The 11659-nt window shown below is 72.0% G+C and carries 10 protein-coding genes and 2 pseudogenes; 2 read left to right on the top strand and 10 right to left on the bottom strand.

The window, feature by feature from the left end; genetic code table 11:
* The 5 genes and pseudogenes from Q0C41_RS25570 to nagZ all read right to left on the bottom strand — a co-directional run.
* Positions 1-488 (bottom strand): annotated as a pseudogene (locus tag Q0C41_RS25570) (hypothetical protein); the annotation flags it as partial.
* A gap of 4 nt (positions 489-492) precedes the next feature.
* Positions 493-1158 carry a 5-oxoprolinase subunit PxpB gene (gene pxpB / locus Q0C41_RS25575; protein ID WP_291988777.1) on the bottom strand — a complete coding sequence of 222 codons (666 nt, stop codon included), beginning with the start codon at positions 1156-1158 and terminating at the stop codon, positions 493-495.
* Positions 1155-2555 carry a UDP-N-acetylmuramate:L-alanyl-gamma-D-glutamyl-meso-diaminopimelate ligase gene (gene mpl, locus Q0C41_RS25580; RefSeq protein ID WP_291988779.1) on the bottom strand — a complete coding sequence of 467 codons (1401 nt, stop codon included), beginning with the start codon at positions 2553-2555 and terminating at the stop codon, positions 1155-1157. Before mpl ends, pxpB begins: the two co-directional genes overlap by 4 nt.
* A 13-nt stretch (positions 2556-2568) precedes the next feature.
* Positions 2569-3513 (bottom strand): LD-carboxypeptidase, encoded by a 945-nt coding sequence (locus Q0C41_RS25585; RefSeq protein WP_291988781.1) that lies wholly within the window; start codon positions 3511-3513, stop codon positions 2569-2571.
* The gene (gene nagZ, locus Q0C41_RS25590; protein WP_291988783.1) at positions 3510-4607 is read right to left on the bottom strand and encodes a beta-N-acetylhexosaminidase; all 1098 of its coding nucleotides are present in this window, start codon (positions 4605-4607) and stop codon (positions 3510-3512) included. The genes Q0C41_RS25585 and nagZ overlap by 4 nt, the downstream gene beginning before the upstream one ends.
* Before the next feature lie 63 nt (positions 4608-4670).
* On the opposite strand from nagZ, the gene polX reads away from it, so the two are divergent.
* Both polX and Q0C41_RS25600 read left to right on the top strand, forming a co-directional pair.
* Positions 4671-6395, top strand: a complete 1725-nt coding sequence (polX, locus tag Q0C41_RS25595) for a DNA polymerase/3'-5' exonuclease PolX (protein ID WP_291988785.1) — start codon at positions 4671-4673, stop codon at positions 6393-6395.
* Positions 6392-6673, top strand: coding sequence for a hypothetical protein (locus tag Q0C41_RS25600; RefSeq protein ID WP_291988787.1), 282 nt, complete (start codon positions 6392-6394; stop codon positions 6671-6673). The genes polX and Q0C41_RS25600 overlap by 4 nt, the downstream gene beginning before the upstream one ends.
* A gap of 4 nt (positions 6674-6677) precedes the next feature.
* Here Q0C41_RS25600 and Q0C41_RS25605 read toward each other — a convergent pair whose 3' ends face one another.
* From Q0C41_RS25605 to Q0C41_RS25625, 5 genes and pseudogenes are all read right to left on the bottom strand, one after another.
* Complete coding sequence (locus Q0C41_RS25605; RefSeq protein ID WP_291988789.1) at positions 6678-7439, bottom strand: hypothetical protein; 762 nt, start codon at positions 7437-7439, stop codon at positions 6678-6680.
* Positions 7440-7445: 6 nt separating this feature from the next.
* Positions 7446-8282, bottom strand: coding sequence for a helix-turn-helix domain-containing protein (locus Q0C41_RS25610; protein ID WP_291988791.1), 837 nt, complete (start codon positions 8280-8282; stop codon positions 7446-7448).
* A complete protein-coding gene (locus Q0C41_RS25615; RefSeq protein WP_291988793.1) occupies positions 8279-8947 on the bottom strand; it encodes a thiamine phosphate synthase in 669 nt (222 codons plus the stop codon). Before Q0C41_RS25615 ends, Q0C41_RS25610 begins: the two co-directional genes overlap by 4 nt.
* Before the next feature lies 1 nt (position 8948).
* Entirely contained in the window at positions 8949-9188 is a 240-nt protein-coding gene (locus Q0C41_RS25620) for a hypothetical protein (RefSeq protein WP_291988795.1), read from the bottom strand.
* Between the two features lie 20 nt (positions 9189-9208).
* Positions 9209-11659: pseudogene (locus tag Q0C41_RS25625) on the bottom strand (hypothetical protein); the annotation flags it as partial.

The following is an 11659-nucleotide window of genomic DNA, read 5'->3' on the forward strand; positions in this document are numbered from 1 at the left end:
TGCTCTTCCGATCTCCCGATGGCGCGATCGCCGACGTCCAGCACTGCGCCATCATGCAGCGCGCCACGGCGCGGCAGCATCGGCCAGGCACTGCGGCTACCGAGGACGACTGGTGCGTCGAGTCCCCCTCGCACGCCGACGTACGCGCGCGCGCCGACTCGTCGAGTGCCGAGCGTGAGTTCGTCGCCGGCGGCGAGTCGCAGCGCCGTGTCGGGCGACGCCGGCACCCCGTTGATCGTCACATCGAACCGCGCGCCGGTGACGGCCACAAGCAACGGGACGGCCGCGAGCAGCGTGCCGCCCACCAGCGTGAACTCGAGACCGGCCTCCTCGGGCGCATTCCCGACGAGCGCGTTGGCACGCCGCAACGCCTCGGTGTCGAGCGCGCCACCAACCGGCACCCCGAGATGCTGATAGCCCCAGCGCCCGCCATCCTGCACCGTGGTGTGCAGCCCGGCGCGGACCACGATGACGGCGTCGCGGTGCATCGCGTCACGGCTCCCGCGCCACGAAGCGGACGCGCCTGCCCGGCGAGACGCGAGCGGGAGGCTCCGCCTGCGGGTCGAACAGCGTGACGGCAGTGTGCCCAATCAGATGCCAGCCGCCGGGGCTCGCCCACGGGTAGATGCCGGTGTACTCGCCGGCAATCGCCACGGCCCCCGGTGTCACGCGCGAGCGCGGCGAGGCCCGACGCGGCAGGCGCAGCGAGGGATCCAGCAGACCGAGATAGGGAAACCCGGGCAGGAAACCCACGAAGCAGACCACGTACTCCGTGGCCGCATGACGCCGACAGACTTCATCGGGCGACAGCCCGGTGGCGCGAGCGACATCGTCCAGATCGGGTCCGTGTTCGCCGCCATACACGACCGGGATCTCCAGGAGGTCGTCCGCCATCGGCGACCGCCACCACACGGCCTCGTCATCGCCGGCACCCTGCAGTGCGGCTTCGACCTGTCGGAGATCGCAGCGCAGGGGGTCGACGTGCACGACCAGGTCGTGCATGCCGGGGACGATGTCACGCACGCCCGCCACCGCGGCGGCGCGCAGACCGCGCGCCAGGCGATGCACGCAGGCGTTCGCGTCGAGCGGTGAGTCAGCGGACACCTGCACGGCCACTGCCGCGTCGCCGAGGAAATCGAGCCGCCAGTTCGGCGTCATCCTGTCGTCCGGGTCCGGAGCGCCTCGAGCAGACGACTGTGGATGTTGTCGAAGCCGCCATTCGACATCGCCACGATCAGATCGCCGTCCCGGGCCTCACGCACCACGGCGTCGACGATGGCCGCCGTCCCGTCGATATGTCTGGCGTGCTGCCCCCGCCCGACGAGGTCCTGGACGAGCTGCGGCACGGACAGCCGTCGGTCTTCGGGGAGGTTCGTCCGGAACACCGACGCCAGCACCACTTGGTCGGCATCGGCGAAGGCGTCGGTGAAGGCCTGCTGGAAGACGCGCAGACAACTCGACGCGGAGCGCGGCTCGAAGATCGCCCAGATGCGCGCGGCGGGGTGTGCACGACGCACGCCCCGCAGCGTCTCCGCGATGGCGGTCGGGTGATGGGCGAAGTCGTCGTACACCGCGATCCCGCCGACGGTGCCCCGCAGCTCCATGCGCCGCTTGACGCCGGCGAAGGCCGCCAGCCCGTCGACGATCGTCGCGAAGGGCACGCCGCGAGCGCTGGCGACGGCGATGGCCGCCAGCGCGTTGCGCACGTTGTGGAGCCCGGTCATCGGCACGGCCGCGCGACCGAGCGCCGTGCCGGCGTGCACGACCTCGAAGGAGGTGCCCTCGGGACCCGGCAGCAGATCGCGGCCGTGCCAGAGGGCGCCGTCCGACAGCCCGAACGTCTCGACCGTCCCGAACGCGGCCGGGACGAGCGCGGCCGCCCCCGGGTCGTCCACGCCGATCAGCACGCGGCCCGTGGCGGGAACGAGTCGCAGCAGTCGCGTGAAGGCCGTCGTGATGGCCGCCATGTCGGGGTAGATGTCGGCGTGATCGAACTCGACGTTGTTGACGATGACGGTCTCGGGCACGTACTTGAGGAACTTGGCCGTCTTGTCGAAGAAGGCGCTGTCGTACTCGTCGCCCTCGATGACGAAGTCGCGCCCCTGGCCGAGACGGTAGCTCGCATCGAAGTTGGCCGCGATGCCGCCGACGAGCATCGACGGGTCGAGGCCGGCGTGCGTGAGCACCCAGCCGACCATGCTCGTGGTGGTCGTCTTGCCATGCGTCCCCGACACGACGATCGGCAGGCGTTCCCACAGGAACTCGTCGCGAATGCGCTCGGGCAACGAGCAGTAGCGCTGGCGCCGCGACAGCACGACCTCGAGTTCCGGATTGCCGCGCGAGATGGCGTTACCGACGACGACGAGATCGGCGGCGGGGTCGACGTGCGAGGCGTCGTAGCCGTCGTGGACCTCGATGTGTTCGGCGCGCAGGAAGTCGCTCATCGGCGGATAGACGCCGGCATCGGAGCCCGTCACGCGGTGGCCCCGGCGCTGGAGCATGGCCGCGAGTGTGGCCATGGCCGTCCCGGCAACGCCAATCAGGTGAATGTGCACGTGCAGTACCTCGTCAGGCGACAGCCGCCTCGTCGATCGAGAGCGACACGTCGGTTGCCGCCTCCAGCGTGACCTGCACACCGAGGGGCAGCGTGATCATCGCGTCGAGGGTGTGCCCGCTCGGCACGCCCGTCACGACCGGCCCGGCGAACGCCGTCAGCGCCGCGCGCACCGCCTCGAGGGCCGTGACGCTGCCCCCGGGTTCATCGCAGCCGGGTAACTGGTTCACCACGACGCCCGTGACACGGTCGAGCACGCCGGCAGCGCACAGCTGCCAGACCAGACGGTCGAGCCGATACGGCCGTTCGTTGACCTCGTCGAGGAACAGCACCGTCGGTTCCGTGGCCGTGAACGCCCAGGGCGTGCCGAGCAACGCCGCGATCTGGGTCAGCGTCCCGCCGCGCAGCACCCCGCGCGCCCGGCCCGGCTGCAGGACGCGCGCCGTCGGTGTCGCGACACGGCCGAAGGCCACCGGCTCGCACACCGTCCGCAGGAAGGTGTCGCGATCGTACGACGCCGGCCCGCGCGCGAGTCGCCCTTCGGCCATCGGTCCGTGGATACTGGTCACCCCACATCGTCCGGTGACGAGGTCGAGGAGCGCCGTGATGTCGCTGTAGCCGATGAGCAGCGGGCGCGCCTGGCGAATCTCGTCGAGATCGAGATACGGCAACAGCTGCGCCGAGCCGTACCCGCCACGCGTGGCCATGATGGCCGCGATGTGGGGGTCGGTGATGGCCCCTCGCAGCTGCGCGGCCCGGGCTGCGGCCGGGCCGGCCACGTATGGGGCGCTGCTGCCCGGCGGTGCCGCCACGATGACGGGCTCGAAGCCGAGCGCGCGAAGTTCATCGGCACCGGCGTCGACGTCCTCGGCGCGCGGCGGACTGGCCAGCGACAGCAAGGCGACACGGTCGCCCGCGTGCAGCGCACGCGGCCGCGCGAAGGGACGCACCGCCGTCACGTGAACTGCCGCATCTGCTCGGCGACCAGCTGATGCTCGGCCGAGCCGATCACCTCGCGCAGGGAGGGCGCGGGCGGCGCGGCGCGGCGGGCCGCCTCGGAGAGATAGCGCCCCTTCAGCGCCAGGTGCCTGCCGAGGGCGTCATCGAACCGCGCGGCGCTGATGGTGCCGTCTTCGAGGGCGCGCACCACGCCCTCGAGCGCGGCGAAGACGCGCTCGGGATCGCCGCCGCACTGCAGCACGCCGTCACAGCCCGCCGCGACGGCCAGCGCGGCGGCCTCACCCGGCTCGTAGCGCAACGAGATGGCCTTCATGTCCATATCGTCGGTCAGCACCAGCCCACCGAAACCGAGCTGCCCACGCAGTCGCCCGGTGATGATCGACGGAGACAGGGTCGCGGGACGCTGGTCGTCGAGACTCGGCACGAGCAGGTGACAGGACATCACCGCATCGACCCCGCCCTCGATGGCGGCGCGGAACGGCACCCACTCGACGCGCTCGAGGCGGTCGGGCGGCAGGTCGACGACCGGCAGATCCTCGTGGGAATCGACCGCGGCTTCGCCGTGCCCGGGAAAGTGCTTGGCGCAGGCCGGCAGTCCCTCGGTGTGCACGGCGTCGATGAAGGCCAGGCCATGGGCGGCCACCTGGGCCGGATCGCTGGAGAACGCGCGATCGCCGATCGCCGGGTTGTCCTCGCGGGTGAGCACGTCGAGGACCGGTGCGAAGTCGAAGGTAATCCCCATCGCGCGCAACTCACGGGCGAGCGCGCGACCGAAGCGCCGCGTCAGGTCGAGATCGTCGGCGCGCCCCAGGGTGGCCGGCGGCGGCCAGACGGTCAGCGGCGCCTTGACGCGCTGCACCCGGCCGCCTTCCTGGTCGATGGCCACCCACACCGGCGCCGATCGCGACAGCTCCCCGGCTTCCCGGGCGAGATCGGCCACCTGAGCCGGCTCGGCCACGTTCCTCGCAAACAGCACGACGCCGCCGAGATCGAACTCTCGCGCCAGCGCCCGCAGCTCCGCAGGAATGACGTGCCCGCGAAACCCCGCGAACAGCAACTGGCCCACCTGGCGTCGACGTTCGTGCGTGCTCATGTCGCGCGGTCATTATAATGACCACCATCCTGCGTGCCGGGCGCGAGCCCACCCGGACCTGCCGTGGAAAACGTCGCCATCGCCCGCGTCCTCGCCGAGATCGGCGACCTGCTCGAGATCCGGGGGGACAACCCCTTCAAGGTCCGCGCCTACCGCAACGCTGCACAGGTCGTGCGCGATGCGGGTGAGCGCGTCGCCGCGCTGTCGCCCGCCGACGTGCGCGCGCTGCCCGGCATCGGCAAGGACATCGCCGCGCGCATCGCCGAACTCGTGGACACCGGCGGCTCGACCTTCCACCGCGAACTCGCGGCCGAGTTCCCGGCTGGCCTCCTCGATGTGCTCCGCCTGCAGGGCGTCGGCCCCAAGACGGCCGCGCTGCTCTACAAGACCCTTGGCATCGGATCCATCGAGGATCTGACCAAGGCGCTCGACTCCGGCGCGGTACGCAGCGTGAAGGGCATGGGGCCGGGCAAGGAAGCCAGTCTGCGCAAGGCCATCGAGGACCACCAGGTGTTCGCCGGCCGGTACCTCGCGTCCGAGGTCTGGCAGCAGGCCCACGCCCTGCTGTCGCACCTGCGGGCCGCGTGCCCCGAGGCCACCTTCGACCTCGTGGGCAGCCTGCGTCGCGGCGCCGAGACCTGCGGCGACCTGGACGTCCTCGCCACCAACGCGCCGCCAGCGGTCATGGATCACTTCGTGTCGTTCGGCCGCGTCGAGCGCGTGCTCGGACAGGGGCCGACCAAGAGCAGCGTCCGGCTCACCAAGGGGTTGCAGGCCGATCTCCGTCTCGTGCCCGCCGAGTCGCGCGGGGCGGCGCTGCAGTACTTCACCGGCAGCAAGGCTCACAACATCGAGCTGCGCGACCGCGCCGTGCGACTGGGGCTCAAGCTGAACGAATACGGCCTCTATCGCCTCGACGATGACACGCGCGTGGCTGGTGACACCGAGGCCTCTATCTACGAAGCCCTCGGCCTGCCGTGGCTCGCGCCGGAACTGCGCGAGCATCGCGGCGAGTTCGACGCCGCCCGGGAGGGCCGCCTGCCGACGCTTGTCGAGCGCAGCGATCTCCGCGGCGACCTGCACTGCCACACGACGGCGACCGACGGCAAGGACACCATCCGCGCCATGGCGCTGGCCGCCCGCGACGCGGGCCTGGCGTACCTGGCGATCACCGACCACAGCCAGGCCCTCGCCATGGCCAACGGGCTCGACGAGCACCGCGCACTCGCGCACGCCGCGGCGGTCCGGGCGATGAACGACGAACTCGAGGGCATCACGTTGTTGGCCGGCATCGAGTGCGACATCCGGCCCGACGGCCGCATGGACCTCGCCGACGACTGTCTCGCACAGCTGGACCTGGTCGTTGCCTCGGTGCACTCGGCCCTGACGCAGGAACCCGAGCGCATGACCGAACGCGTGCTCCGCGCGCTCGAGTGCCCGTACGTCGACGTGCTCGGCCATCCGACGGCCCGCATGCTGCTGCGCCGCGAGGCCACCGGGCTCGACGTCGAAGCCGTCATCGCCAGCGCCGCGCGCCTCGGCGTCGCGCTCGAGATCAACGGACAGCCCCATCGCCGGGATCTCACCGATGCGCAGGCACGCCTGGCCCGGGATCGCGGGGTGAAGATCGTCCTGTCGAGCGACGCGCACGGCGTCGGCGGCTTCGAACACCTCCACTGGGCCACCTTCACGGCGCGACGCGCGTGGCTCTCGCCCGCGGACATCCTCACCTGCCTGCCCCTCGCGGCGCTGCGCGCCGCGCTGCGACGCCATCGGAGTCCCGCATGACCGTGCTCGAGCAACTGCGCGCGCTGTACTTCGGCGCCACCAAGGCCACTGTCGGCGACGACTTCGTGCGCGCGATCGACCTCTTCAAGCAACTCACCGTCGAGGAGGAGCGGGAGAAGGCCGCCGTCTTCATGGAAGGCATCGCGGAGATGCGGCGCGAATGGGCCGCCGAGGGGGGCGGGCCGAGGAAGGGTGGCGGCAAGAGCCAGCCGCCCGGGTCGGCGCCGGCGCGCGCGGTCGGCCGCGCGCGTTCGGGCCCCCGCCCGCCGAAGCCCTAGCGCGTCAGGACTTGCGGGACTGCAGGATGTTCATCTGCTTGCGTGCCGCGAGACGCACGCTCTCCGGCACGTTGCGGTTGACGGCCAGCCCCTTGATGTCGCGTTCCGCGAGCCGCAACAGCAGTGTCAGCGACACGGTCGTCGGCGTGCGCGGGTTCTTCACCAGGGCCGAGACCACGCCGTAGGTCTTGGTCCACGTGCGGCTGGTCCCGATGATGCGCAGGACCTCCTCCGACACGTTCTGCATCCGGGCGAAGTTCTCGACTTCGGTCTCGGTGAGCTTCGGGCTCGACAACACCGCCGTCGAGACGATCCGATTGGGATCGCGCACGAGGATCGATCGCTGCTCGCGCCGACCGAGCGTCGCGATCTTGATCTTGTCCGGCACCGGCAGGGCGGTCAGCAGGACGTGCGCGGCCTCTTCGTCCTCGGGCAGTGGCTCGAGGGCGATGGCCGGCAGTTCCACGGCATCCACGGACTCTGGCCGCAGCGCCGCGTTGCGGGCCTCGTACCAGGCCCGCAACTCTGCGGGCGCCTCCGCCTGCGCGAAGAACTCCGTCAAGGCCTGCGGCGGGATGGCGTCGATGGTCGAGAGGGCCAGTGCGGCGACGTCCGGATCCGCGTCGGTGGTCATCAGCGCCAGCAGGGCCAGGCGGTCGCAGCCCTCCGGCGTCGCCAGTCCACGCGCGGCGAGCAGGCGCGCATCGCGCGGCACGCCTGCGCTGACGAAGACATCGATGACCGGTGACGAGACGCCGAGGTACACGCGCGGCTACGGCGTCTGGAACTGCGGAATCGTGGACGGCAGGATCGTGGCCCGCGCCACGCGCCCCGCCGCACCGAGCGGGCGCCCCGGGCGCTCGTTCAACTCGTACGCGAAGCTGCCCGCGTCGCCGACGACGATCTGCAGGCGTTCGGCGGCATCCACCGTGATGCGCTCGCCGGGGGTCACCTCACGCGCGAGGCGCATCTGACCATCGGCCGAGACCTGCACCCAGCAGCGTCCCGACGGGGCGACGACCAGCCGCAGCGGCGACTTGGGGGTGCCCGGCACGGCATCGGTTGTCGCGGCCGAAGACGGCGACGATGTCGCCGTCTCGGCCAGTGACGCCGTGGCCATCGCCGCCGGCGGCGCGGCCTCCGCCATCGGGCTCGCGGCAGGCACGCCCTGCGACAACGAGGGGGCCGCCACGGGCTCGATCGGCGTCGTGGCCTGCGGCGCGGCGGCGGCCTGCAGGCCGAGCCAGTCGGGCTTCAGCAGGAACACCAGAGCGAGCGCCAGCAGGATGACGCCAAGCCCCGCCAGCACCAGCGTCCCCAGCGACGGGCCATCGCCCGCCAGCTTGGCCGGAGCTTCGTCGATGTCGTCGTCCCGCTGCCCGGGTTCGTCCGACAGGAACTGCGTGACCAGTGCGTCGGGCTCGAGGCCGACCTGGGCGGCGTACGAACGGATGAAGCCGCGCGTGAAGATGCCGCCCGGCAACTTGTCGAACTGGTTCTTCTCGATGGCATCGAGGAAGCGCACCGAGATGTTGGTCTTCTCTGCAATCGCATGCAGCGAGACCTTCTGGCGCTCCCGTGCCTCGCGCAAACGCTCGCCAACGGTCACTCTGCCCGCTCCCCGTCTCGAAACACCGCGTGAATGTCCTGCACCAACGTCGTCAGCGACGACTCACCCTGCTGCCACGCCCGGGCGAACATCCCGATGCCGGCGATGCCACACGCGCCAGCCGCTCGGACCGCCTCGCAGCGGTCGAGGGCCATCCCGCCAACGGCGACCACTGGGGCCATGCCCGGTGTGGACGCCCACGCGGCCAGCGCGTCCACGCCCACGACGATCGCGCCAGGCCCCTTGGAGGCCGAAGCGAACACCGTCCCGAACACCACCACGTCCGTGCCGTCGGCGAGGTCCGTCGCATCGCCCACGTGCATCGACCGTCCGATCAACAACCCCGACGGCCATGCCCCACGCACGCGGCGCGCGGACATGCCGTCGCCACGCAGGTGCACGCCGTGGGCGCCTGCCGTCACCGCGACGTGCGCGCGCTCGTTCACGAACACCCGACAGCGGGTGCCGCGCGTGGCCGCCATGACCGCGCGGGTCACGCGCACCAGTTGCCCGTCCGCCCAGTCCCGCTCACGGAGCTGGACGGCGTCGACGCCGGCGTTGGCCATCGCGCCGACACACGCCACCAGCCTCGCCTCGTCGTCGGCCTCACCGCGGCCGCCCAACTGGCGCCGATCCGTGATCGCCAGCGTTCTCGGCGGCCACATCCTACGCCCCCGGCGCCTGTGACGATGCCGGACGACGCGACAGCAGCTGCCCTATCTCGACGAGCGCCGCCCCGACGCTGACGATGCCGACACCCGAGACGGCACCGCGGACGAACGCGTGCGTCAGCCACTCTGCCAGCACGGGGTGCAGGGCCGCCAGGTAGTTGCGGTCCCAGAACTGCGTCCAGGGGGCCAGGATCAGCAGCAATCCGGCTTCGAGGAGGTAGAGGGACAGCAGCACGCGACTGAACAGGGAAACGACTAGCCTCCGGCATCGACGCGCAGCAGCCGATCGAGCCGCGCGCGCGCATCACGATAATCCTCGACCTGCGACAGCAGATCGAGCAGCACACCGACGGCGCGGTCGGTCTCGCCGAGCGCCTCGAGTGACTCGGCCAGATCGTACAGCACCGGGCGCTTGACCGCAGCATCGGGCACCGCGGCCGCCGTCGCGTGCTCGTACCAGCTGACGGCTTCGAGGAGTTGACCGCGGGACTTGTGGAGTTCTGCGAGGGCGAGCGCACCGGCAAAGCGCGAGCGTGGCTCGACCGACGCCCGCTCGAAGGCCCGCGCCGCCTCCGACGCCAGACCGGCCGCCAGAAAGACGCGCCCGGCCGCGAGCTGCTGTTCGGCGACGGCATACCCGTCGGAGTGCCGTTGCATGTCGGCGAAGACGGCGTCGAGTTCCTGACTCCCCGCCCCCGGTGTGACCGGTTGCACGGGCAGTTCCTCCGCGAGCGCCGCCTCCTCGCGGACGCCAGGCGCCTCGACGACGTCGGCCTGCGGGGCGGACGCCGTCTCCGGCGCGACGTCCCCGGGCACGGGATCGGCCGGCAGGTCGAGCGTCGGCGCGACCGTCGGGTAGTCGAGCGGCAACCCGGCGAGCGAGTCCTCTGCCCCTTCCGTCCGCTGGCGTACCCGCGGTTCGGGCAGGACCGGATCCCACTGCTTCAGCTCCTCGAGCAGCTGCGTGAGATCGACTTCCTCCTCGACCACCGGCGCAGGCTCGTCAGCCACTGCCTCCGGCTCGTCGACGGTCTCGACCTCGACGGGGGCGGGGTCATCGTCGAGCGCAGTCGGCATCCCGTCTGCTGATTCGGCAGCCGGTGCGGGCATCGGTTCCGGATCGACGTGTGGCAGCACGTCGACAGGAGACGCTGGCGTCTCGCCGAATGCTGGCACGTCGATCGATGGTGCCGCGGACGCCGCATCGGTATCGGCGGCGGCAGGCGTCATCGGCACGCCGGCCCCCAGTCGCGTGCCACGGGCGGCGGGCGGCGCCCATCGGGCCGGCGTCGCATCGTCGGCGAAGAAGAAGTCGTCCTCCGGCGCACGCTGACGGACGGGCTCGTCGGTGGTCGGCGCCGCGTCCGACAGCCAGCCCCGCGGGATCGAGAAGGACGGCTGCAGCGGAGCGTCGTCGACCAGCATGGGCTGCTCGCGCAGGTCACCGAGGCCGGGCACGGGGTCAGGCATGGCCGGCGCGTCAGGTGCCTGTGCGACGGGACCGTCGATGGCGGGGACCCGATCCTCGGCCACGGGCGGCGGCAACGGCGGCGGGGCCACGACCGCCGGCGCCGGGGGCGGGGGCGACACGACGGGGACCTCGGGTACCGCGACAGGTGTGAGCACAGGCGCCGGGTCGGGGGCGGACGCCCCGGAGTCCCCGACATCCCGGCCGAGGAGGTCGGCCCAGTTGAACGCGGGCCGCGGCGTCGGCTCGACTGGCCGCTCGACAGGCGTCTGCGCAGGCACAGCAACCGGTGGGCTCGCGACCGCGGCGAGCGGGGGACGCACGTCGGCGACGGGGCTCACCGGACTGACGGCAGGGGGCACCGGCGCGCCTCGTCCCAGTCCGTCCACTGCCATGCCCGAGCGGGACTCGAGGGACGCCAGGAATCGCTCCGCAAAGGCACCGCCGGCGATCATCATCTCGGGGGCGGTGGCATCGCTCGCGGGCGGCGCGTACGGCTCCTGCGCGTCCAGGTCCGGCACGTTCGACGGGTCGGGCGCAGGGTCGTCGCCCTCGGAAAGGATGTCGCTCGCGGGAATGAGCAGGTCGACCAGTACACGATGCGGGTCGGCCACGCCCTGGCGGTCGAGGATGTCGAGCAGCAGGCCACGCGACGGTTCGGCGCCGGCCTCGCGGACGAAGACGTCCTCGGCGACGGCGCGGGCTTCCGCGACGCGGCGTTCGCCCAGATACGCGCGCGCCAGGGCCCGCTGGGCGCGCGACAGATCCGGCACGCCGGCGTCCACACAAATCTCGACCCACTGCAGGTGCAGCGCCGTCGTCAGCAATCCCCGCCCTTCGACGAGCTCGAGGGCCGCGACGGCGTGCCCGGGCTGGCCCATGGCGGTCCAGGCCGCCACGGCGGCGGAGAGCGCCGCACGTGCCGCGTCGGGATGCCGCTCGGCGAGCAGGGTCACCGGCGCCAGCACGTGATCCGGCAGGGCCCCCGCATGGACGCGCCCCGCGATCAGTCGCTCGACGGCATCGGGCTGGGCGCGCCGGGCGGCGAGATCCACCAGGACGACGAGCACCGCATCGTCGGCGGCATCGAGCGCCAGCGCGAGGCGGGACGCCGACTCGAGATCGCCGCGGTCGACCGCGGCCTGGACCAGTCGCAACCGGACGGCGACATCCTCGGGGTCCGCCTCGAGCACGGCCTGCCACCGCGCATCGGCATCGGCGGCCCCCTGCGCGTCGGC

Source organism: Luteitalea sp. (assembly GCF_022842525.1).
In the GTDB taxonomy this organism is placed as follows: domain Bacteria; phylum Acidobacteriota; class Vicinamibacteria; order Vicinamibacterales; family Vicinamibacteraceae; genus Luteitalea.

Coding starts and splice junctions, on each gene's coding strand:
- pxpB (WP_291988777.1), bottom strand. CDS start 1,158: ATGACGCCGAACTGGCGGCTCGATTTCCTCGGCGACGCGGCAGTGGCC.
- nagZ (WP_291988783.1), bottom strand. CDS start 4,607: ATGAGCACGCACGAACGTCGACGCCAGGTGGGCCAGTTGCTGTTCGCG.
- Q0C41_RS25600 (WP_291988787.1), top strand. CDS start 6,392: ATGACCGTGCTCGAGCAACTGCGCGCGCTGTACTTCGGCGCCACCAAG.
- Q0C41_RS25615 (WP_291988793.1), bottom strand. CDS start 8,947: ATGTGGCCGCCGAGAACGCTGGCGATCACGGATCGGCGCCAGTTGGGC.